24 protein-coding genes are annotated in these 20,373 nt (G+C 69.8%); 16 read left to right on the top strand and 8 right to left on the bottom strand.

All coding sequences use genetic code 11. The features are described from left to right. Positions 1-5: 5 nt before the first annotated feature. The 7 genes from dapB to ON26_RS17915 all read left to right on the top strand — a co-directional run bounded on the left by dapB (position 6) and on the right by ON26_RS17915 (position 6,227). Complete coding sequence (gene dapB, locus ON26_RS17945; protein WP_040797321.1) at positions 6-752, top strand: 4-hydroxy-tetrahydrodipicolinate reductase; 747 nt, start codon at positions 6-8, stop codon at positions 750-752. A gap of 58 nt (positions 753-810) precedes the next feature. After that, on the top strand, positions 811-1,308 hold the full coding sequence (locus ON26_RS17940; RefSeq protein WP_051027191.1) for a hypothetical protein: 498 nt from the start codon (positions 811-813) through the stop codon (positions 1,306-1,308). 5 nt (positions 1,309-1,313) lie between these two features. Further along, a complete protein-coding gene (locus ON26_RS17935; protein ID WP_040797320.1) occupies positions 1,314-1,766 on the top strand; it encodes a flavodoxin family protein in 453 nt (150 codons plus the stop codon). A 95-nt stretch (positions 1,767-1,861) separates the two neighbouring features. Next, positions 1,862-2,539: a DNA-binding response regulator gene (locus ON26_RS17930; RefSeq protein WP_040797319.1), complete on the top strand. Its 678-nt coding sequence runs from the start codon at positions 1,862-1,864 to the stop codon at positions 2,537-2,539. Further along, complete coding sequence (locus ON26_RS17925) at positions 2,503-3,894, top strand: sensor histidine kinase (RefSeq protein WP_174375411.1); 1,392 nt, start codon at positions 2,503-2,505, stop codon at positions 3,892-3,894. The genes ON26_RS17930 and ON26_RS17925 overlap by 37 nt, the downstream gene beginning before the upstream one ends. Next, positions 3,891-4,907 (top strand): DUF8320 family protein, encoded by a 1,017-nt coding sequence (locus tag ON26_RS17920; protein ID WP_040797318.1) that lies wholly within the window; start codon positions 3,891-3,893, stop codon positions 4,905-4,907. Before ON26_RS17925 ends, ON26_RS17920 begins: the two co-directional genes overlap by 4 nt. A 75-nt stretch (positions 4,908-4,982) precedes the next feature. Then, complete coding sequence (locus tag ON26_RS17915; protein WP_040797317.1) at positions 4,983-6,227, top strand: winged helix-turn-helix domain-containing protein; 1,245 nt, start codon at positions 4,983-4,985, stop codon at positions 6,225-6,227. Here ON26_RS17915 and ON26_RS17910 read toward each other — a convergent pair. After that, entirely contained in the window at positions 6,191-6,676 is a 486-nt protein-coding gene (locus ON26_RS17910) for a toxin-antitoxin system HicB family antitoxin (RefSeq protein WP_040797316.1), read from the bottom strand. The two genes, ON26_RS17915 and ON26_RS17910, sit on opposite strands and share 37 nt — an antisense overlap. A 147-nt stretch (positions 6,677-6,823) precedes the next feature. Between ON26_RS17910 and dapA the strand changes: the two genes are divergently transcribed. Both dapA and ON26_RS17900 read left to right on the top strand, forming a co-directional pair. Next, positions 6,824-7,732 (top strand): 4-hydroxy-tetrahydrodipicolinate synthase, encoded by a 909-nt coding sequence (dapA, locus tag ON26_RS17905; protein ID WP_040797315.1) that lies wholly within the window; start codon positions 6,824-6,826, stop codon positions 7,730-7,732. After that, positions 7,729-9,801 carry a ribonuclease J gene (locus tag ON26_RS17900; RefSeq protein WP_040797314.1) on the top strand — a complete coding sequence of 691 codons (2,073 nt, stop codon included), beginning with the start codon at positions 7,729-7,731 and terminating at the stop codon, positions 9,799-9,801. The genes dapA and ON26_RS17900 overlap by 4 nt, the downstream gene beginning before the upstream one ends. A gap of 105 nt (positions 9,802-9,906) precedes the next feature. On the opposite strand, the gene ON26_RS17895 is transcribed toward ON26_RS17900, so the two are convergent. Both ON26_RS17895 and ON26_RS17890 read right to left on the bottom strand, forming a co-directional pair. After that, positions 9,907-10,470 carry a WKL family lipoprotein gene (locus tag ON26_RS17895; protein ID WP_051027190.1) on the bottom strand — a complete coding sequence of 188 codons (564 nt, stop codon included), beginning with the start codon at positions 10,468-10,470 and terminating at the stop codon, positions 9,907-9,909. Between the two features lie 85 nt (positions 10,471-10,555). Beyond that, a complete protein-coding gene (locus ON26_RS17890; protein WP_218000597.1) occupies positions 10,556-10,876 on the bottom strand; it encodes a DUF4189 domain-containing protein in 321 nt (106 codons plus the stop codon). 192 nt (positions 10,877-11,068) lie between these two features. Here ON26_RS17890 and ON26_RS17885 point away from each other — a divergent pair, with 192 nt between their 5' ends. After that, on the top strand, positions 11,069-11,692 hold the full coding sequence (locus tag ON26_RS17885) for a TIGR03085 family metal-binding protein (protein ID WP_040797312.1): 624 nt from the start codon (positions 11,069-11,071) through the stop codon (positions 11,690-11,692). Between the two features lie 134 nt (positions 11,693-11,826). On the opposite strand, the gene ON26_RS34625 is transcribed toward ON26_RS17885, so the two are convergent. Beyond that, positions 11,827-12,045, bottom strand: coding sequence for a hypothetical protein (locus ON26_RS34625; RefSeq protein ID WP_040797311.1), 219 nt, complete (start codon positions 12,043-12,045; stop codon positions 11,827-11,829). Positions 12,046-12,091: 46 nt separating this feature from the next. On the opposite strand from ON26_RS34625, the gene ON26_RS17875 reads away from it, so the two are divergent. Further along, entirely contained in the window at positions 12,092-14,494 is a 2,403-nt protein-coding gene (locus ON26_RS17875) for an FtsK/SpoIIIE family DNA translocase (protein ID WP_040797310.1), read from the top strand. A gap of 19 nt (positions 14,495-14,513) precedes the next feature. On the opposite strand, the gene ON26_RS17870 is transcribed toward ON26_RS17875, so the two are convergent. Beyond that, positions 14,514-15,197 (bottom strand): GAP family protein, encoded by a 684-nt coding sequence (locus tag ON26_RS17870; RefSeq protein ID WP_040797309.1) that lies wholly within the window; start codon positions 15,195-15,197, stop codon positions 14,514-14,516. 211 nt (positions 15,198-15,408) lie between these two features. Between ON26_RS17870 and ON26_RS17865 the strand changes: the two genes are divergently transcribed. Continuing rightward, positions 15,409-16,425 (top strand): TerC family protein, encoded by a 1,017-nt coding sequence (locus ON26_RS17865; RefSeq protein WP_040797308.1) that lies wholly within the window; start codon positions 15,409-15,411, stop codon positions 16,423-16,425. Positions 16,426-16,496: 71 nt separating this feature from the next. On the opposite strand, the gene ON26_RS17860 is transcribed toward ON26_RS17865, so the two are convergent. Both ON26_RS17860 and ON26_RS17855 read right to left on the bottom strand, forming a co-directional pair. After that, on the bottom strand, positions 16,497-16,781 hold the full coding sequence (locus tag ON26_RS17860) for a YciI family protein (protein ID WP_040797307.1): 285 nt from the start codon (positions 16,779-16,781) through the stop codon (positions 16,497-16,499). Between the two features lie 78 nt (positions 16,782-16,859). After that, a complete protein-coding gene (locus ON26_RS17855) occupies positions 16,860-17,426 on the bottom strand; it encodes an amino-acid N-acetyltransferase (protein ID WP_085999037.1) in 567 nt (188 codons plus the stop codon). A gap of 167 nt (positions 17,427-17,593) precedes the next feature. Between ON26_RS17855 and pgsA the strand changes: the two genes are divergently transcribed. Together pgsA and ON26_RS17845 are read left to right on the top strand one after the other, a co-directional pair. Further along, a complete protein-coding gene (pgsA, locus tag ON26_RS17850) occupies positions 17,594-18,256 on the top strand; it encodes a CDP-diacylglycerol--glycerol-3-phosphate 3-phosphatidyltransferase (RefSeq protein WP_051027198.1) in 663 nt (220 codons plus the stop codon). Next, positions 18,253-18,744 carry a CinA family protein gene (locus ON26_RS17845; protein ID WP_040797355.1) on the top strand — a complete coding sequence of 164 codons (492 nt, stop codon included), beginning with the start codon at positions 18,253-18,255 and terminating at the stop codon, positions 18,742-18,744. The genes pgsA and ON26_RS17845 overlap by 4 nt, the downstream gene beginning before the upstream one ends. Positions 18,745-18,753: 9 nt before the next feature. Here ON26_RS17845 and ON26_RS34225 read toward each other — a convergent pair whose 3' ends face one another. Continuing rightward, positions 18,754-18,894 (bottom strand): hypothetical protein, encoded by a 141-nt coding sequence (locus ON26_RS34225; protein ID WP_157171930.1) that lies wholly within the window; start codon positions 18,892-18,894, stop codon positions 18,754-18,756. On the opposite strand from ON26_RS34225, the gene ON26_RS17840 reads away from it, so the two are divergent. Beyond that, positions 18,872-19,306 (top strand): helix-turn-helix domain-containing protein, encoded by a 435-nt coding sequence (locus ON26_RS17840; RefSeq protein ID WP_040797354.1) that lies wholly within the window; start codon positions 18,872-18,874, stop codon positions 19,304-19,306. The genes ON26_RS34225 and ON26_RS17840 overlap by 23 nt on opposite strands. A 197-nt stretch (positions 19,307-19,503) precedes the next feature. Then, complete coding sequence (locus tag ON26_RS17835; protein WP_040797305.1) at positions 19,504-20,331, top strand: PspA/IM30 family protein; 828 nt, start codon at positions 19,504-19,506, stop codon at positions 20,329-20,331. Positions 20,332-20,373 lie beyond the last annotated feature (42 nt).

The following is a 20,373-nucleotide window of genomic DNA, read 5'->3' as shown; positions in this document are numbered from 1 at the left end:
TTGCGGTGACCATTCGGGTCGGAGTGCTGGGAGCACGTGGGAAAGTCGGACAGGCGATCTGCGCGGCGGTACAGGCGGCGGACGACCTGGAACTGGTCGCCGAGGTCGACAAGGACGACGCGCTGGCGACCTTCACCGAGTCGGGCACCCAGGTGGTGGTCGACTTCACCCATCCCGACGTGGTGATGGGCAATCTGAAGTTCCTGGTGGAGAACGGCATCCACGCCGTCGTCGGCACCACCGGCTTCGACGCCGCCCGCCTGGAGGAGGTCCGCGGCTGGTTGTCGGCCAGCCCGAGCACCGGCGTGCTCATCGCCCCCAACTTCGCCATCGGTGCGGTGCTGTCGATGCGCTTCGCCGAGCAGGCGGCCCGCTTCTTCGACTCGGTCGAGGTCATCGAGTTGCACCACCCCAACAAGGCCGACGCCCCCTCGGGCACCGCCTACCGCACCGCCGGACTGATCGCCGAGGCCAGGCAGCGCGCCGGCGTCGGGCGCAGCCCCGACGCCACCACCACCGAACTCGAGGGCGCGCGCGGCGCCGATGTGGACGGCGTCCGGGTGCACTCGGTACGGCTGGCCGGACTCGTCGCCCACCAGGAGGTGCTCTTCGGCACCCAGGGCGAGACGCTGACCATCCGGCACGACTCGATCGACCGGTCCTCCTTCGCTCCCGGTGTCCTGCTCGGCGTGCGCGAGATCGCGAAGCGCCCCGGGCTCACGGTGGGCCTCGACCCGTTCCTCGATCTGTGAGCCCACGGAAACCGTCGAACCGGCATCGATCCCACCGCGCCCGCGCCGAGGGGCGCCGGTGAGCGCGGCGCGGGACTCGGGCGACGGCCGCCGTATCGCCAGGACTGTCGCGTTCATCGCGGTGCTGATCGTCGTGCTGGCGTTCTACTTCCTGCTGCTCGGCCGGATCGCCGTCGCGTTGCTCACCTCCGGCGAGCCGGCGGGCATCGCGATGGGCGTCGGTGTGCTGCTGCTGCCGATCGTCGGCGTGTGGGTGGTGGTGGCTTCCGTGCTCGCCGCGCTGGACCATCAGCGCCTGGCCCGGCGGATGCACGAAGAGGGCCTGGAACTGGACGTCTCCGAGCTGCCGCGGCGGCCGTCCGGGCGTATCGAACGCGAGGCGGCCGACGAGCTGTTCGCGCAGGTGAAGCGGGAATGGGAGGCCGACCCGGACAACTGGCGGGTTTCCTACCGGCTGGCCCGCGCCTACGACTACGCCGGTGACCGCTCCCGTGCCCGCGAGACCATGCGCCGTGCCGTCGCCCTGGAGCGGCTGGAACGCGAACAGGAGGGCTGAGCGCGATGGCGAGGCTGCTGATCGTCCACCACACCCCATCGCCGCACTGCCAGGAGATGTTCGAGGCGGTGCTGGCCGGTGCCACCGATCCCGAAATCGATGGGGTGGAGGTGGTCCGGCGTCCTGCGCTGACCTGTTCGCCCGCCGACTTCCTGGCGGCCGACGGCTACCTGCTCGGCACCCCGGTCAATCTGGGGTACATCTCGGGGGCGCTCAAGCACGCCTTCGACAGCGCCTATTACCAGATCCTGGATTCCACGCGGGGCAGGCCGTTCGGGGTCTGGCTGCACGGCAACGAGGGCACCGAGGGGGCCCAGCGCGCGCTCACCGCCATCACGACCGGGCTGGGATGGGAACAGGCGGTGAACACCGTCGTCGTGTCGGGTAAGCCGGGCAGGGCCGAGGTGGAGGCGTGCTGGAATCTCGGCGCCACCGTGGCCGCGACATTGATGGAGTGACCGACTGATCGAACATGTCTGTTCGTGAACCGTCATACTTCGAGTCGACAACATTCAGTAGGCGTCGGCAGGCATGTCGAGGTTGGGAGTGCGCAGTGAGTTCCGGTGTGGTGACGCGGTATCGGATCGCGTTGGTCGAAGATCACGAGTCCGTTGCGATCGGATTGTCCGCGATGCTCGCCGGGGAGCCCGACCTCGAAGTGGTGCACTCGGCGCGCACGGTGGCCGCGCTGCTCGAACGGACCGGGCCCGAGCTCGACCTGGATCTCGTCGTCCTCGATCTGCGGCTGGCCGACGGTTCCGCTCCCGAAGAGAATGTCCGGGCCCTGCGCGAACGCGGCGTCGAGGTGCTCGTGTTCACCGGCGCCGAGAATCCCTTCCTGGTGCGTTCGGCTGCCAAAGCCGGTGTGCTCGGGGTGCTGCGCAAGTCCGAGAGCTCGGAGACGGTGGTCGCGGCGGTACGCCGGGCCGCCTCCGGGGAACAGGTGGTGACCACCGACTGGGCGGCCGCCATCGACGGCGACCCGCAGCTGTCCGATGTCGGGCTGAGCCCGCGTCAGGAGGAGGTGCTCACGCTCTACGCTTCGGGGGAGAAGGCGTCGCGGGTGGCACGGATGACCGGCCTGTCCGAACAGACCGTCAACGATTATCTCGGCCGCATTCGCCAGAAGTACGCCGACGCCGGACGTCCCGCGCCCACCAAGACCGATCTCTACAAGCGCGCCGTCGAGGACGGATGGCTGCCGGTGCCCGAGCGCGCGCCGCGCGGATGAGCGCCCCCGCCGACATCCGCGCCGGCGGCCGGTCGCCGCTGTGGGAGTGGTTGTCGCGGCAGTGGGAGAATCGGCCGCTGGTCGGCATGCGCACCGAGCCCGCCGCCGATCGGATGGTGCGGCGGCTGGCCCTGACGGCCGGTTGCGCGGGTGTCATCGGTGCGGTGCTCGACCTGCCCAAGATGCTCGAGCAGCATGCCGTACTCGGCGGCTGGGCCACGGCGGCCTCGGTCGCCGCATTCGCGCTGTTCCCCGTTCTGGCGGCGGTGGCGGTGTTCGCTCCGGTCCGGGTCGTCCGGTCGATGGCCGGTGCGACCGCGGTGAGTTATCTGGCGGCAGCGACGCTGGTCTCGTCCAGTTTCGACCATACGGTTCCCGAGTCGATGGCGACCTGGATGTTCCGGGTCTTCTCCCTCGGCGTCATCGTGGCCTCGCTGGCCTGGCGCGCTTCCCTGGCGATCGCCTACATGCTGGCCGGCAATGTGGTGCTCGCGCTCGGAAGTCTGTCCGTCCTCGCCGAGCCTTCGGTGCAGTGGTTTCTCGGTGTGCTCTTCCGGTCCATCGGGTTGTGCGCGTTGTTCCTGTGGTGCTCGATCTACGCCCAGGCGGGCGCGGTCGCCGTGGACCGGGAAGCGGCCGCGGCCGGAACCCGCGCCGCCCGGGTGGCGGGTGCGGCCGCGCGCGACCGGGAACGCGCCAGGTTCGCCGCGCTGATCCACGACGCGGTGCTGTCGACCCTGCTCGACGCCTCGCGCGCGGGCACCGCATCGCCGGTCCTGCGCGACCAGGCCGCCCGCACTCTCGAGCAGCTGGACGCGCTGCGCCGCGGTACCGGCGGGCCCGAACGTTTCGATGACCAGACCGTGAGCATGTTCCTGACCGCAGCGGTCCGCGAGGCGGACTCGGACATCGCCGTCGAGGTGACCCGGGCGCCCGGCAGCGTGGCCCTGCAGATGCCGGTCGACGCGGCGGGCACGTTGACCGCAGCCACGGTCGAGGCGGTGCGCAATAGTCTGCGGCACGCGTCGGCGGGCGGGCGTGTGGTCCGGCGCGGGGTCGCCGTGACGATCGACGCGACCGAGGTGGAGGTGCGGGTCCGTGACGACGGCGCCGGATTCGACCCGCACAAGGTGCCGGTCGACCGGCTCGGCCTGACCGTGAGCATTCTCGGCCGGATGCGCAGCGTCCCCGGTGGCGAGGCCGAGATCGTCTCACGCCCCGGGCAGGGCACCGTGGTGACCTTGACCTGGACCGCCGGGCTCGCGCACGTCGACCCGGAGACACTGCTCGACCCGCCGGAGTCCGCCGAGCGGGCGCGACCGGCGGCTGCGTGCGCGGGTGAGGAGGGAGTGTGACGACCGAATCCGCCGCCGACGGTGGCCTGCGCGAACTGCTCCATCTGCGCGGGCGCGGGGCCTGGCGGTTCCTGGTGTTGTTGCAGGCGACCCTCGCCCTGTACACGTTTCACAATTTCGGCAGCATCCGGCTGATCCCCGGGCTGGTGTCGCTGATCCTGATCGCCGTGGCGGGGGCGATCGTGGTACTCATCGAACAGGAGCCGTTGCCGTGGCGTGCCACGCTGTTCGTGCTCGCGGCGGTACTCGTCGCCACCGTATTGAGCCGCAGCTTCCCCCGTGAAGGCGCGACGGTCACCCCGGCCACCATCTTCGCCGCGTCGTACGTGCTGGCCATTCTGGTGCTGTGCGGCCGGTTCTGGGTGGCCTGGGGCGGCGTCGCCGCCGTGGCGCTGGTGGTCTGGGTGACGGGTCTGATAGGCACCGACAGCCCGTTCCGACCCACCGACGTGCCGATGATGACGGTCGCCGTGGTGTCGGTGGCGGTCGCGATACTCGGGCCGACCCAGCGCTCGTTGCGCGTGCTGCGTACCGAGGCGACCATGCGGGCGGCCGCCGAGGCCACCATGGCGGCCGAGAACGCCGAACGCGATCGGCAGCTGGCCGAGTTGGACAAGGTCGCCCGCCCGATGCTCGAACGCATCGCCGGCGGCGGCGATCTGGCGTCGGCCGAGCGCCTGGAATGCCGGTTGCTCGAAGCCGAGTTGCGCGACCGGCTGCGCGCACCGCAACTGGCCACCGAGAAGATCGGGCGGGCGGCCCGCGTCGCCCGCGCCCGCGGCGTCGAGGTGGTGCTCCTCGACGACGGCGGTTTCGGGGGCGTCCCGCGTACGGTTCGCGAGCAGGTCTTCGAGCTGGCGGCCGCCGAACTCACCGCCGCGACGGGCGGGACCGTCACCATCCGGGTGCTTCCGCCCGGCCGCAGGCTGCTGGCCACTGTCCTGGTCGACGGCGACCAGGTCGACCGCCGCACCGACATCGACCGGGAAGGACAGACGACGGTCAGCGCCTGAGCCGGCGCGCAGTGCCGGTCGGGCATGGTTGTCGGTGGGGCATGGTTGTCGGTGGGGCATGGCAGAGTTCGCGCCATGCGGAGCATGAGCGCGGCCGCCGCCCGGCGCACGGCGTTGGCGGCCCAGGGATTCGGCAGGCGCACGACGCGATCGGCGCCGCCCAGCCGGCGGGCGATCCTCGATGTGCTCGCCAGAACTCAGCTGCTGCAACTGGATTCGGTCTCGGCGGTGGTGCGCGCACACTATGCGCCGGTGTTCAGCCGTATCGGCGCCTATGATCGCGCGCTGCTCGACGAGGCCGCCTGGAGTCACAGCGCCCGCCGGCCGCGCAGGCTCGTCGAGTACTGGGCGCACGAAGCCGCTTTGCTGCCGGTCGAGGACTGGCCGCTGATGCGCTGGCGGATGGAGAAGTACCGGCACGGACGCTGGACCAGCGCGCGTGGGGCGCTCGAGCGCAATCCGCGCCTCGGTGAGGACATCCTGGCCGTGGTGCGCGAGCAGGGGGCGTGCACGGCGAGCGAGGTGGAACGACATCTCGAACTGGACCGGCCGCGTCCGAAGGGCAGCTGGTGGAATCTCAGCGACACCAAGCTCATCTGTGAGCAGCTCTTCGCCGCGGGCGCGCTGACCACCGGTCACCGCGTCGGCTTCACCCGCTACTACGACCTCACCGAGCGAGTGATCGAACCCGCGCTGCTGGCCCGTGAGGTGCCCGAGGACGAGGCGGTGCGAGAACTCGTGCGCCGGGCTTCGGCGGCGCTCGGTGTGGCCACCGAGGCCGACCTGCGCGACTACTACCGGCTGCATCGTGCGCAAACCGTTCCCGCGGTCGCCGATCTCGTCGACGCGGGAGAGCTGGAGCCGGTATCGGTGGAGGGCTGGGACGCCCCCGCCTACCTGCGCGCCGACGCGGCCGTGCCGAGACAGCTGTCCGCCACCGCCCTGCTGTGCCCGTTCGACCCGGTGATCTTCTTCCGCCCGCGGGCTCTGCGGGTCTTCGACTTCCATTACCGCATCGAGATCTACACCCCGGCCGAACAACGCGTACACGGCTACTACGTCTTCGCCTTCCTGCTCGGCGACCGGCTGGCCGGACGCGTCGATCTGCGCGCCGAGCGGGCGAAGGGACGGCTGGTGGTACCCGGCGCGTTCGCCGAACCCGGCCACGATCCGGCCGAGGTGGCCCGTGCGCTGGCCGGATCGTTGCGCGAGATGGCCGACTGGCTCGAACTCGACGATGTCGTGATCGGTGACCGCGGCGATGTCGCTGCCGAGCTGGCGGCTCAGTCGACGCCGTCGGCGCCCTCGCGCTTGGTGTAGCCCTCGCGGCCGGTGTCGCGCCTGGCGCCGTAGCCGCGCATCTGCTCGCGCAGCGCGCCGTCCACCGCGCGCGAGAGCCAGGAGTTCAGCGAGACCCCGTTGGCTGCGGCGGCTTCCTCGGCCTTGGCCTTCATCTGCTCGACCAGGCGCAACGTGACCCGGCTGATGTCGCCGGTCATCTCCTCGAAGGTGGGGGGCTCGGCGCCGGTCTCCTTGCGCACGTCGACGGAGACGTCCGCGCCGTTGGTCGACAGGTGCACGGTCCGCTCGGGCAGGGCGGCGCCGATCTCGGCGGCGAGATCCCACAGCGCCTCCAGCAGCACCAGCCGGGCGGAATTCTCCGTGGCCGCGGCGAGAGCGGCGGCGGTGGCCTGGGTCTTCTCGTCACCCAGCGCGGCGGCGGAGATCAGGTTCTCGCGCAATTGCGCGGTATATCGCTCCAGATTCATGACACCAGTGTGATGTCATACGTGACGTCACGCAAGGAGATCAATGACATCACTGCGACATCATCGAAGCCCTGCCGGTTCCGGGCGCGGCGCGTAGGGTGGTCACGATGTCGAGGGCCGAACGGGCACCGGGTAGCCTTTCTGACCATGACGAACGGTGAATCGACGCCCACGGAGCTGCGTGCATCCGGCACGGTGGGTGTCGCGATGGTGACCCCCTTCAGCGCTGACGGCAAGCTGGATGTCGATGCCGGGGTCTCCCTGGCCGCGCACCTCGTCGACCGGGGCGTCGACCTGCTCGCCATCTCCGGCACCACCGGCGAATCGCCGACCACCACCGAGTCGGAGAAATACGATCTGCTGCACGCCGTCGTCGACGCCGTCGGCGACCGCGCCACCGTCATCGCGGGCGCGGGCACCTACGACACCGCGCACTCGATCGAGCTGGCGCGCAACGCCCAGCGCGCGGGCGCGCACGGCCTGCTCGTCGTCACCCCGTACTACTCCCGGCCCAGCCAGGACGGGCTCATCGCGCACTTCACCGCGGTGGCCGACGCGACCGACCTACCGGTCACGCTCTACGACATTCCACCCAGATCGATCATTCCGATCGGTCCCGACGCCCTGCGCGTCCTCGCCGAACACCCGCGCATCGTCGCGGTCAAGGACGCCAAGGGCGATCTCAACTCCGGCGCCGACATCATCGCCAACACCTCGCTGGACTACTACTCCGGCGACGACTGCCTCAATCTGCCGTGGCTGTCCATCGGCGCCGTCGGATTCATCAGTGTCATCGGACATCTCGTGCCCGAGCGGCTGCGCGAGATGTACGAGGCCTTCACCTCCGGCGATGTGGTGCGCGCTCGCGACATCAACGCGAGTCTGGTGCCGCTCAATGCCGCGATGGCCCGTCTGGGCGGCGTGTCGATGACCAAGGCGGGCTTGCGCCTGCTCGGCATCGATGTCGGCGAGCCCAGGCTGCCGCAGCTCATGCCCAATTCCGCGCAACTCGATCAGCTGTCCGCCGACCTGCGGACAGCGGGGGTACTCGTATGACATCACCGCGCCGTCCTCGTCGCACCGCAAGCCGTCCGGCGGGTGCGCCCGCACCGGTGGAGAAGCAGCCCGCTGCCCCCGCCGAGCAGGCCGCACCGGCTGCGGAAGCCGTCTCGCAGCCATCCGCCGCGAGTTCCGGTGCCGACAGGTCCGGTCGCGGCGCGACCGCCGCCGAATCCGCCGAGAAGTCCACGGACGCGGCCGGATCCGTCGAGGCGGTCGCCTCGGAGACCCGCCGCGAAAGCGGCGGGAAGGCCGGCTCGACCGGCAGGGGCGCTGCCGAGCCGGCCAAGGGTGCCGGCGAGGCCAAGCGCGGCGACGGCGGCAGGCGCTCCGGACGCAGGCAGGGCCGCGGTCGCGAGCAGCAGGCACCCGCCCCGGTGATCGCCGCGCAGGACCGGCTCGGCGCCCCGCCGAAGGCGCCCAAGAACGGCCTACGGGTGTTCGCGCTCGGCGGCATCGGCGAAATCGGCCGCAACATGACGGTTTTCGAGTACGGCGGCAAGCTGCTCATCGTCGACTGCGGCGTGCTGTTCCCCGAGGATCAACAGCCGGGCGTCGACCTGATTTTGCCCGATTTCCGGCCCATCGAGGACCGGATGGACGACATCGTCGCCATCGTGCTCACGCACGGACACGAGGACCACATCGGCGCGGTGCCCTTCCTGCTGCGCAATCGCCCCGACATCCCGGTGCTCGGCGCCAAATTCACCCTCGCGCTGGTGGCGGCCAAGTGCCGCGAGCACCGCCTGCACCCCAAGCTCACCGAGGTCACCGAGGGCGAGACCACCGTCCACGGTCCGTTCGAATGCGAGTACTTCGCGGTCAACCACTCCATCCCGGACGCGCTGGCCGTGGCCATCCGCACCCCGGCGGGCGTGGCCCTGCACACCGGTGACATCAAGCTCGACCAGCTGCCGCTGGACGGCAGGCTCACCGACCTGGCCGGCTTCTCCCGGCTCGGCGACGAGGGCGTCGACCTGTTCCTGGTCGACTCCACCAACGCCGAGGTCCCCGGCTTCGTCACCCCCGAGCGCGAGATCGGCGGCGTGCTCGACACCGTCATCGGCAAGGCGCGCGGCCGGGTCATCGTGGCCTCCTTCGCCAGCCATGTGCACCGCATCCAGCAGGTCGTCGACGTGGCCCAGAAGTACGGGCGCCGAATCTGTTTCGTCGGCCGGTCGATGGTCCGCAACATGCAGATCGCCCAGGATCTGGGTTATCTGACCGTGCCCGAGAGCGTGGTGGTCGATCTCGATGTCGCCGCCACCCTGCCCGGCGAACGGCTGGTGCTGATCTCCACCGGCTCCCAGGGCGAGCCGCTCTCGGCGCTGTCGCGGATGGCGCGGGGCGATCACCGCCAGATCAACATTCGCCCCGACGATCTCGTTGTGCTGGCGTCCTCCCTGATCCCCGGCAACGAGAACTCGGTCTTCGCGGTGGTCAACGGGCTGGCCAGGCTCGGCGCCTCGGTCATCACCCAGCAGAACGCGAAGGTGCACGTCTCCGGGCACGCGTCCGCGGGCGAACTTCTCTACCTCTACAACGCGGTGCGACCCACCAATGCCATGCCGGTGCACGGCGAATGGCGGCACCTGCGCGCGAACGCCGCGCTGGCCGTGGCGACCGGCGTGCCCGAGGAGCGGGTCGTGCTGGCCGAGGACGGCGTGGTCGTCGACCTGGTGGACGGGATCGCCGAGATCGTCGGGCGGGTGCCGGTCGGCCACGTCTACGTCGACGGGCTCTCGGTCGGCGATGTCGGCGAGTCGACGCTGTCGGATCGTCTCGTGCTGGGCGAAGGCGGCTTCATCTCGATCACCGTCGCGATCGACGAGACCACCGGAAAAGCGGTCAGCGCACCGGAATTGAGCGGGCGCGGCTTCTCCGACGATCCGACCGCGCTGACCGACGCCGCCGAACTGGTGGAAGCGGAACTGCAGCGGCTGGCGAGCGAGGGCGTCACCGAGACCCATCGCATCGCGCAGAGCGTGCGGCGCGTGGTGGGGCGCTGGGTGGCCGATACCTATCGCCGCCGCCCGATGATCGTGCCCACCGTCATCGGCGTCTGAGCCGTCTCGATCGATCAGGCTGTACCGATCGGCGAAGGGCCGGAAGGAATGCGATTCCTCCCGGCCCTTCGTCGTCACCGCGGGCGGATTCTCATCCGCGCCGGCTCACTGTGCCTGGCAGGCGGCTGAATCGAGCTTCGCCGAGCGCACGATATCGCAGGTGAAATCATGCGATACCTTCCATGTGTCGCCCTCGGCCACGAACTCCACGTAGGCACCCTCCACCGGACGGCCGTCGATGGTCACGTTCGCGCCGGCCTTCAGCGTGCCGTCGACGGGCTCGCCGACGTCGGTGATCTCCACCTTCACGTTGTTCGTCTCGGCCGCCTCCACCAGCTTGTCGACCAGTTGCGGATCCCGCTCGGCGTCCTGGATCCATGCGGTCTTCTCCTCGGCGGGGACCGAGGAGTCGAACGCGCGGGTGAGGCGGTCGTTGAGTTCGGCGGCGGTGGGTGCGGGCAGGTTCGGCGGCGTGGTGGAAGTCGGCGCCTGGCCTTCCACCGCGGCATCCTCTTCGACGCCTGCCTCGAACCGGCCGGCGGGTGCGGTGGTCGCCGCGGTGGACGAGTAGTCCGCGGTGCTGTCGCTGTCGGAGCTGCAGGCGCCGAGGGCGAAGGCCGCGGCGGTCACGGCGATGGCCAGCGTCGTCCGGAAAATGCGGTTGTTCACGTGTTCCCCTGGATGGAAGTCTGTCGCGCGCCGGTGCGACGCGCCGGAATGGTCTGTCCGCCGAGCCGACGGACCTGTGGTGCGGCTACAGCGAGTAGCCCGCAGTGCAACGCCAGTCCACGACCCAGCCGCTCGACGAGAGCCGGCTCAAGGCAGCCGTGCGAGCGGCCGAGTAGCTGGACCGCGCGGCCGCACTCCACTGGGTGGACGAGCTGGCCAGCACGCCACAGCCGTTCGACCAGGAGACCAGGACGCGGCAGTCGGAACCGCAGACTTCCGAGGCGGCCTGCTCGGCCTCGTCGTAGCTGCCGTAGTTGTTGGCGATGCCGTACGCGCCGGAGCGCGAGGTGGCGATCGCCCCGTAGTAACCGTAGGCAGCCTGCGCAGGCGCCGCGGCCCCCAGCATCGACGCGACTGTCGCAACCATCACCGCTGCGGCGGCGAAGAACTTCTTCAAGACATCTCCCCTTCGATGAATGGTCCATGACCCGATGGACGCCCTGACAAGCTACCCAGCAGCAGTCGCGAAAAGCCAACTTATGAGCGATTCCGCGGCGCGGGGATGTCCCCGGGCGCGATCATCGGATAGGTTCGGCATGTGAGCATGGCGCAGCGTGAACGGCGGAGTCTGGTCGAGGCGATGGTCGCGGCCGGTCCGGACGCACCGACTCTGTGCGGCACCTGGACGGTGCGAGATCTGGCCGCGCACCTGATCGTTCGGGAACGCAGGCCCGACGCCGCGCCGGGCATCCTGCTGCGGCCGCTGGCCGGGCGCCTGGAGTCGGTGCAGGCGAAGGTGGCGGTCAAGCCGTTCGAGGATCTGGTCGAACTGGTGCGCACCGGTCCGCCCTGGTGGTCGCCGCTCAAGCCGGTGGACGCGGTGGCCAATCTCAGCGAGATGTTCGTCCATCACGAGGACGTGCGCCGGGCCGAGTCCGGCTGGGAGCCGCGTGAGCTGGCCGCCGAGGACGAGGACCGGCTGTGGAAGCTTCTGCGCCGGATGGGCAGGATGGCCTACCGGAAGTCCCCGGTGCCGCTCACCCTCGCGACCCCGGACGGGCGCAGCGTGGCCGTCGTCTCCGGTGACGGCCCGGGGGTGACGCTCACCGGGAAGCCCTCGGAACTGTTGCTGCACGCGTTCGGTCGCGAGGAGGTGCGGATCGCGACGGCCGGTGAGGACGAGGCGGTCCGTGCGGTGCTCGCGCTGGACCGGTCCATCTGAAGCCCGATCCGCTTCGTCCGTGACCGCGGCCGAGGACGCGTCTGCCGCGTGAATCATGGCGTTTCGGCGGGCAGGACGCGCTCGCCCGACGCGCGGGACAGGTGTTGCGGATGGTCCGGATGGGGCGTTTGCGGCTAGCCTGGGGGCATGGCAGGTAAGTCCCGCAGCACCACGACCAGTCGGGCGCGGGCGGGATCGGCCCGGGGGAGGACCACGGCGGCGCGTTCCCGCGCGCCGCGCGAGACGGCAACGCCCCGGGCGAGCGCCGGGCGTTCGGCCACCCCGCGCACGAACAGGACCCCGCGCGCCCGCACCACACCGGCACGCAGGCCCGCGCGCGCCCGTTCGGACACCGCGCCGCTGGCCGTCCTCAGTCGAGGAATCAGTGGTGGCTGGACCATGCTGGCGCGTGGCGTCGGCGCCACCACCCGGACGTTGAGCCGGGCCGGCGAGATCGAGCACGGTCATCGCCGGGACGGTATCGCGCTGGCGCTGCTCGCCCTGAGCGCAGTCGTCGCCGCCGCGGTCTGGCTCTCGGCGGGCGGTCCGATCGGTGGCTGGGTCGAAGGCGTCATCCGGTGGATCTCCGGCTCGGCCTCGGCCGCGCTGCCCTTCGTCGCCTCCGGCATCGCGGTGGTGCTGATGCGCACCGAGGCGCGCCCGGAGGTCCGGCCGCGGCTGGTGCTCGGTGGTGTGCTGATCGGATTGCCCGCGTTGGGGATCTGGCATCTGGCCGCGGGAGCGCCGACCGACGCGCACGAGCGGGCGCACGCCGCGGGCTTCGTCGGCTATGTGCTCGGCGGGCCGCTCGCCGACGGCCTGACCGCCTGGCTCGCGGTGCCGATCCTGTTGCTGGCCATGGTTTTCGGGCTCTTGCTGATCACCGGCACCACTGTTCGCGAGGTGCCGCACCGGTTGCGTGAATTGTTCGGCACCGCCGCGGGTGGCGACGAATACGGTCACGACGGCTACGGCGCCGATGGATACGGTGCCGAGGGCTACGACGACGGTTTCGATCCTGTCGGTTACGACCCGGGCGGACCGTCGGGCGGTCGTTCCCGGCGTCGTGGGCGCACCCCTCAGGAGAACTACCCGGCCGACGAATTCGCCGGATCCGACGCCGTCACCGAGATGCTCGGCGACGTCATGCCCGGTGAACCTCCGCTGCGCGAGCCCAAGCAGATCGTCGCCGCGCCGCCCGCCGAGGTGACGCCGAAACCGCGCAAGCGGCCCGCGCCCAAGGCGGCCGACCAGACTCCGCCGCCGCCTCCGGAACCGGAGTTCGTCGCCGACCGGGTGATCGAGGGCGATTACACGCTGCCGCCGATGAACCTGCTCACCGACGGCGATCCGCCCAAGAAGCGCAGTGCAGCCAACGAATCGATGATCGAGGCGATCACCGAGGTGCTGGTGCAGTTCAAGATCGACGCCGCGGTCACCGGTTTCGTGCGCGGACCGACGGTCACCCGCTACGAGGTGGAACTCGGTCCCGGCGTGAAGGTCGAGAAGATCACCGCGCTGACCCGCAATATCGCCTACGCCGTTGCGACCGAGAACGTGCGTCTGCTCGCTCCGATCCCGGGTAAGTCCGCGGTCGGTATCGAGGTGCCCAACGCCGATCGCGAACTGGTTCGCCTGGCCGACGTGCTCAAGGCGCCCTCGACCCGTAACGATCACCATCCGCTGGTGATCGGCCTGGGCAAGAACATCGAGGGTGAATTCGTCTCGGCCAATCTGGCGAAGATGCCGCACCTGCTCGTCGCGGGCTCCACCGGTTCGGGCAAGTCGAGTTTCGTGAACTCGATGCTGGTCTCGCTGTTGCAGCGGGCCACGCCCGAGGAGGTGCGGATGATCCTCATCGATCCGAAGATGGTCGAACTGACGCCCTACGAGGGCATCCCGCATCTGATCACGCCCATCATCACGCAGCCGAAGAAGGCGGCCGCCGCGCTGGCCTGGCTGGTGGAGGAGATGGAGCAGCGCTATCAGGACATGCAGGCCAACAAGGTCCGCCATATCGACGACTTCAACAAGAAGGTGAAGTCGGGCCTGATCACCGCGCCGCTGGGCAGCGAACGGGTCTACCGCCCCTACCCGTACATCCTCGCCATCGTCGACGAGCTCGCCGACCTGATGATGACCGCGCCGCGTGACGTGGAGGACGCGATCGTGCGCATCACCCAGAAGGCGCGCGCCGCGGGCATCCACCTCGTGCTGGCCACCCAGCGCCCCTCGGTCGACGTCGTCACCGGCTTGATCAAAACCAACGTGCCCTCGCGCCTGGCGTTCGCGACCTCTTCGCTCACCGACTCCCGGGTCATCCTGGACCAGCCGGGTGCCGAGAAGCTGATCGGCATGGGCGACGGGCTGTTCCTGCCGATGGGCGCGGGCAAGCCGACCCGCCTGCAGGGCGCCTTCATCAGCGACGAAGAGATCCACGCCGTCGTCGACTTCACCAAGAACCAGGCCGAGCCGGATTATCAGGAAGGCGTCACCGCGGCCAAGGCCGGGGAGAAGAAGGACGTCGACCCCGATATCGGTGACGATCTGGATCTGCTGTTGCAGGCGGTCGAGTTGGTGGTCACCTCGCAGTTCGGCTCGACCTCGATGCTGCAGCGCAAGCTGCGGGTCGGCTTCGCCAAGGCCGGGCGGCTCATGGACCTGATGGAGACCAGGGGCGTCGTCGGTCCGAGCGAGGGCTCCAAGGCGCGCGACGTGCTGGTCAAGCCCGACGAACTCGACGGCCTGCTGTTCTCGATCCGCGGCGGCGGCCCCGAGGGCGGCGCGGAATCCGCCGACTGACACAGGTCGCCGATCGACCTCACCAGAGGTCGGCCGGGTGCATGATCGCGTCGCCGACCAGGGCGATGCCCGCCAGGGCGAACAGGATGCGCACCGAGGGCGGCCCGAACCGGGTGACGGCCCGGGTGATGCGTCGGTACGCCCGCCGCGCGCTGACCGTTCGCCGAGTCGCCAGTACCAGGAGCAGCATCGGCGGTAGCAGCGCGATCATGCCGTAGGCCACGAGGATCGCCGGCCACACTGTTGCCGACGCGTGATACGCGGACAGCATCGCCAGTGCCGCCAGATACGGCACAGAGGTGGTCGACTGGATGATCCCGATCGCCACTCCCGCCAGCGCCAGCACCGCGGGTCTGCTGCGCAATTCGATGGCCCAGGCGGGCGGCGTGCTGCGCTGTCCGGTCGCGGGTAGTGCTGCGAGCACCAGCAGCACCGTCCCGGCGAGCAGTTCGCCACGGAATCGGATGGCCGGGGTGAGGCGGAAGTCGAACAGGTCGGTGAGCCAGCCGATGCCGAGCACCGTGCAGACACCGAACACCACGGTGGCGACGAACACGCCCACGAGAAAGCCCAGGCCGGCGGGCACCGGCGAGCGCCTGCGCAACCTGCTGTCGTAGATCACCGCGGCGGTGACGCCCACCAGCAATAGATCGAGGGAATCGAGAAACGCGAAACCGGCGAGCGCGGGCAGCAGAGTCAACATGGCGGTTCGAAGATACGCGGGCCGGTCCGACTGTCGTATCGGGGTGATCATGCTCACCAGGACGGGTGCCCGATGCTCCGGCTTTCCGTCGCCGCTATCGCCATGACCAGCGCAAACCGCTCGGTGTGGCAGGATGAGACCAGTTGCGGACCTGGGCGGTATCGGACAATTCGGGCATGATGGCGGGCATGACCGACGAACGGAGTTCAGGATGCAGGTGAGCACGCTCGAGTGGGTGATCACCGTCGTGGTGGTTCTCGGACTGTTCGTCTTCGACTTCTTCGCCCACGTCCGGACTCCGCACGAACCCAGCTTCCGCGAATCGGGCTTCTGGTCGGCGGTCTACATCGGACTGGCGCTGGTTTTCGGCGGCTACGTCGCGTGGAAATGGGGATCGACCTACGCGGGGGAGTACTACGCCGGCTTCGTCACCGAGAAGGCGCTCTCGGTGGACAACTTGTTCGTCTTCCTCATCATCATGAGCACCTTCGCGGTGCCGCGGATCTACCAGCAGAAAGTTCTCTTGATCGGCATCGTGCTCGCGCTGCTGATGCGCGGCGCCTTCATCGCCGTCGGCGCGGCCGCGATCAACGCGTTCAGCTGGGTGTTCTACCTGTTCGGCCTGTTCCTGGTCTACACCGCGATCAAGCTGCTGCGCGAGAGCGGGCACGAGGTGGAGGTCGAGGAGAAGCGCGACAGCCGGATCGTCGCGCTCGCCAAGAAGGTGCTGCCCACCACCGACGAGTACGACGGCGATCGGCTGGTCACCCGGATCGACGGCAAACGGGTTGTCACCCCGTTGCTGCTGGCACTGGTCGCGATCGGCTTCACCGACCTGCTCTTCGCCCTCGACTCGATTCCGGCGATCTACGGTCTCACCGAACAGCCCTACCTGGTGTTCGCCGCCAACGCGTTCGCGCTGATGGGCCTGCGCCAGCTGTACTTCCTCATCGGCGGTCTGCTGGACCGGCTGGTCTACCTGTCCTACGGCCTGGCCGCGATCCTCGCCTTCATCGGCGTGAAGTTGGTGCTGCACGCACTGCACGAGAACACGCTGCCGTTCGTCAACGGTGGTGAGCCCGTCGGGGTGCCGGAGATCTCCACGCCGTTCTCGCTGGCGGTGATCCTCGGCGTGCTCGTCGTGGCCACCGTGGCCAGCCTCGTCAAGACGCGCAGCAGGGACCGGGCGGTGGCCGCGTCGGAAGCGTCCGACAAGAACGGGAACTGAGCGGAAGACGACGGCCGGGCGGTTCCCGCCGCCCGGCTCATGGGTTCGGGCGCGTGACGGCCGACCGGTCCTCAGGAAGCGAAGGCGCCCAGGACCGGCAGCCATTCGTCGACGCGCACCGCGTCGATCAGCTGTTCCCGCGCGAACGGGTCGTTGCCGAGCAGTTCGCGCAGGCTCGCCTCGTCCTCGGTGCGGAACAGCAGCAGCGCGCCCGATCCGTCGGTGTACGGGCCGGTGGACAGTACCGTCCCGGCGGCCACCAGCTCGCTCAGCCAGGCGCGGTGCCGGGGGCGGTGGGTGTCGCGCGCGGGCACGGTGGCCTCGGAGTAGGTGTACTGGACGGCGAAGGTCGGCACGGAAGTCGCTCCTGATCGATCGATGGGGTGCGGGCCGCGCGGTGCGGCTCGGCGGTTCGGCGACGGCTCAGCGGTCCGTCAGAGGTTCAGCAACATCCTGGTGTTGCCGAGCGTGTTCGGTTTCACATAGCTGAGGTCGAGGAACTCGGCGACGCCGGTGTCGTAGGAGCGGCACATCTCGGCGTACACCTCCGCGGTGACGGGCGTGCCGTCGATCTCGGCGAATCCGTGCCTGCCGAAGAACTCCACCTCGAAGGTCAGCACGAACAACCTGCGCAACTCCAGCTCCCTGGCCACCGCGATCAGCTGCCGCACGATCAGGCCGCCGACGCCGCGGCCCTTCACCGCCGGGTCGACGGCGACCGTGCGCACCTCGCCCAGATCGGCCCAGAGCACGTGCAATGCGCCACAGCCGACCACTCGGCCGTCCACCTCGGCGACCCAGAATTCCTGCACCGCCTCGTACAGGGTGACCAGACTCTTCTCCAGCAGGATGCGACCGGCGTAGACGTCGACGAGGCGCTTGATCTCGGCGACGTCGGAGGTTCGGGCGCGGCGCACGAGGGGCTGGGCGCCGGCTGTGGCAGAGGTCGCGCCGGGATGCGCGTCGCTGGTCGAACCACCTGAGGGTCCCCGAGAGGTCATGGGGTGCACAGTAGTCGTCCGGGTTACCGATAGTCTGATCGTGTGCCGCACATCCTGTCGTTCCGCCCACCGCATCACGTCGGGGCAGCGCAACCGCAGGTCCACGGCTCGGCGGCGCCCTCGCGCGGAAGCGAGGTCCGCGCGTGATCGATAGTCACGGCGGCGATCTGGCACCTCCGGAGACGGCCAGATCGCTCCCCGCGCCCGCCCCGGCCCCGGCGCCGGACCGTCCGCACTTCGTCGCCGCTTCCTCCGACACCCCCGCGCCGCTGCTCAACATCGCCAACGTGCTGACCATGCTGCGGATCGCGATCGTCCCGCTGTTCCTGCTGGCGCTGTTCGCCGAGGGCGGCCACGACACCGGATGGCGGATCGGTGCGGCGGCGCTGTTCGGCCTGGCCGCCATCACCGACCGGTTCGACGGTCAGCTCGCCCGCAAGTACGGCCTGGTCACCGACTTCGGCAAGCTCGCCGATCCGATCGCGGACAAGGCGCTCATCGGGGCATCGCTCATCGGGCTGTCGGCGCTCGGCGACCTGCCGTGGTGGATCACCCTCGTGATCATCGGCAGGGAGATCGGTGTCACCCTCTTGCGCTTGATCGTGGTCAGGCGCGGCGTCATCCCCGCCGGTCGCGGCGGCAAGCTGAAGACGCTGGTGCAGTCGGTGGCGATCGCGGTGCTGCTGCTGCCGTTGTCGGGCGCATTCGAGACCCTCGGGATGACCCTGATGTACCTGGCGCTGGTGCTCACCGTGGTCACCGGGCTCGATTATGTGGGCCAGGCCGCACGGGTGTGGTTCGCCGGCTCGCCCCGGACGCGCGGCGCATGAGCGACCCGCTGACCGGCGGTGCCCCGGTCGCCGAACTCGTGCACGCGCTGAGCACGGCCGGGCAGACCGTCGCGACCGCCGAATCGCTCACCGCGGGCCTGCTGACCGCCACCCTGGCCGGTGTGCCCGGCGCCAGCGCGGTACTGCGCGGCGGACTGGTGGTCTACGCCACCGACCTCAAGCACACTCTCGCCGGAGTCGGCGAAGAACTTCTCGCCACGGCGGGACCGGTCTCCGCGGGCGCCGCCGAGCAGCTCGCGGTCGGCGCCCGCACCCGCTGCGTGGCGGACTGGGGTGTCGGTCTCACCGGCGTCGCCGGGCCCGACACCCAGGACGGCCACCCGGTCGGAACGGTGTTCCTGGGCGTGTCCGGGCCATGGCACACCGAAGTGATGCGGTTGCGGCTCTCCGGCGACAGGTGGACCATCAGACACACCGCGACACAGTCGGCGGTACGGGAACTGCTCCGGTGCGTCCAGGGCGGCTGATTCGCCGCATCACGGATCCAGCTCCCGGGAACCACCGGGCGTCTCGGGACGTTGTGCCAGAAAGAGCGGTGCGCGCCAGGCGAGGTCGCCGACGCGGCGCACGGTGATCGGAGCGAAGGAGATCGAGATGACGCTGCTGCGAGAGGCCATCGGCGACAGTCTGCGGCGTGCACGTCTCGCCCAGCACCGAACCCTGCGCGAGGTCTCCACCTCGGCCCGCGTGAGCCTGGGATATCTGTCCGAGGTGGAGCGGGGCCGCAAGGAAGCGTCGAGCGAATTGCTCGCCGCCATCTGCCAGGCGCTGGACGTCCCGCTGTCGCGAGTTCTGTGGGACGTGAGCACGGTCATGGCGGGCGGTGACGCCGCACCCGCACCCGCGGCCGTCGCCCCCGAACCCGTGGTTCCCGACGGTCCCGCGCCGACGGCGCACGAGGTTCCCGACGCCGGCGCGGCGGCCGTGGCGATGTCGGCCACCGCGGTCCGGCCCCAGATCGACGAGGACACCCGCATCGTCATCCCCGCCCCGACCGCGGACATGCTGGTGCTGGTCAAGAGCAACTGACGATCGCCGTGGTGGCGCTGCGGCCTCCTACGCTGGGGAAGGCTGCCGAAAGCGGCTAGATTCTGTAGTAAGCGTCGGTTGGGCCGGGTCGGTCCGGTCCAGGTGCCGCGTCGTGGAGGACAAGCACAACCGGGTGCGCGAGGGTCGCGCACCCGGGCCGCAGCAAGCGGTACATCAGATGGAGGCGGGATCAATCGATGGCTAATCCGTTCGTCAAGGCCTGGAAATACCTGATGGCCCTCTTCGATTCGAAGATCGAGGAGCACGCGGACCCCAAGGTGCAGATCCAGCAGGCTATCGAGGAAGCTCAGCGCCAGCACCAGGCTCTCTCGCAGCAGGCCGCGTCGGTCATCGGCAACCAGCGACAGCTGGAGATGAAGCTCAACCGCCAGCTCGACGAGGTCGAGAAGCTCAATGCCAACGCCAGGCAGGCCGTGCTGCTCGCCGACCAGGCGGCCGCGGCGGGTGACACCGAGAAGTCCATCCAGTACACCAATGCCGCCGAGGCCTTCGCCGCCCAGCTGGTCACCGCCGAGCAGGCCGTCGAGGATCTCAAGGTGCTGCACGATCAGTCGCTGCAGGCCGCCGCCCAGGCCAAGAAGGCGGTCGAGCAGAACGCAATGCTGTTGCAGCAGAAGGTCGCCGAGCGCACCAAGCTGCTCAGCCAGCTCGAGCAGGCCAAGATGCAGGAGCAGGTCTCGGCCTCGCTGCAGCAGATGGACTCCACGCTGTCCGCGCCGGGCAGCACGCCGAGCCTGGACGCCGTGCGCGAGAAGATCGAGCGTCGCTACGCCAACGCGCTCGGTGCGGCCGAACTGGCCCAGAACTCGGTGCAGGGCCGCATGATGGAAGTGCAGCAGGCCAGCGTGCAGATGGCCGGGCACAGCAGGCTCGAGCAGATCAGGGCCTCGATGCGCGGCGACGCTCTGCCCGCCGGTGGCGTCGATGCCGCGCTCAATCCCGCCCCGGTCAATCCGGCCCAGGCCCAGCCGCAGATGAACAAGGGGCAGACCGCCCAGCAGTAGGACCGCGATCAGGTGAGCCGACGGTGCTCAGTTCGCGACACG

The organism is Nocardia higoensis NBRC 100133 (assembly GCF_000308595.1).
GTDB classification, from domain to species: domain Bacteria; phylum Actinomycetota; class Actinomycetes; order Mycobacteriales; family Mycobacteriaceae; genus Nocardia; species Nocardia higoensis.
Note: the sequence above shows the minus strand (reverse complement) of the source record. Positions and strands in the feature narration are given on the sequence as shown.

Bases quoted from the DNA above. Each gene is read 5' to 3' on its own strand.
- ON26_RS17935 (WP_040797320.1), top strand. From the start codon at position 1,314: ATGGCGAGGCTGCTGATCGTCCACCACACCCCATCGCCGCACTGCCAG.
- ON26_RS17925 (WP_174375411.1), top strand. From the start codon at position 2,503: ATGGCTGCCGGTGCCCGAGCGCGCGCCGCGCGGATGAGCGCCCCCGCC.
- ON26_RS17915 (WP_040797317.1), top strand. From the start codon at position 4,983: ATGCGGAGCATGAGCGCGGCCGCCGCCCGGCGCACGGCGTTGGCGGCC.
- ON26_RS17910 (WP_040797316.1), bottom strand. From the start codon at position 6,676: ATGAATCTGGAGCGATATACCGCGCAATTGCGCGAGAACCTGATCTCC.
- dapA (WP_040797315.1), top strand. From the start codon at position 6,824: ATGACGAACGGTGAATCGACGCCCACGGAGCTGCGTGCATCCGGCACG.
- ON26_RS17900 (WP_040797314.1), top strand. From the start codon at position 7,729: ATGACATCACCGCGCCGTCCTCGTCGCACCGCAAGCCGTCCGGCGGGT.
- ON26_RS17890 (WP_218000597.1), bottom strand. From the start codon at position 10,876: ATGCTGGGGGCCGCGGCGCCTGCGCAGGCTGCCTACGGTTACTACGGG.
- ON26_RS17875 (WP_040797310.1), top strand. From the start codon at position 12,092: ATGCTGGCGCGTGGCGTCGGCGCCACCACCCGGACGTTGAGCCGGGCC.
- ON26_RS17870 (WP_040797309.1), bottom strand. From the start codon at position 15,197: ATGTTGACTCTGCTGCCCGCGCTCGCCGGTTTCGCGTTTCTCGATTCC.
- ON26_RS17865 (WP_040797308.1), top strand. From the start codon at position 15,409: ATGCAGGTGAGCACGCTCGAGTGGGTGATCACCGTCGTGGTGGTTCTC.
- ON26_RS17855 (WP_085999037.1), bottom strand. From the start codon at position 17,426: ATGACCTCTCGGGGACCCTCAGGTGGTTCGACCAGCGACGCGCATCCC.
- ON26_RS17845 (WP_040797355.1), top strand. From the start codon at position 18,253: ATGAGCGACCCGCTGACCGGCGGTGCCCCGGTCGCCGAACTCGTGCAC.
- ON26_RS17840 (WP_040797354.1), top strand. From the start codon at position 18,872: ATGACGCTGCTGCGAGAGGCCATCGGCGACAGTCTGCGGCGTGCACGT.
- ON26_RS34225 (WP_157171930.1), bottom strand. From the start codon at position 18,894: ATGGCCTCTCGCAGCAGCGTCATCTCGATCTCCTTCGCTCCGATCACC.
- ON26_RS17835 (WP_040797305.1), top strand. From the start codon at position 19,504: ATGGCTAATCCGTTCGTCAAGGCCTGGAAATACCTGATGGCCCTCTTC.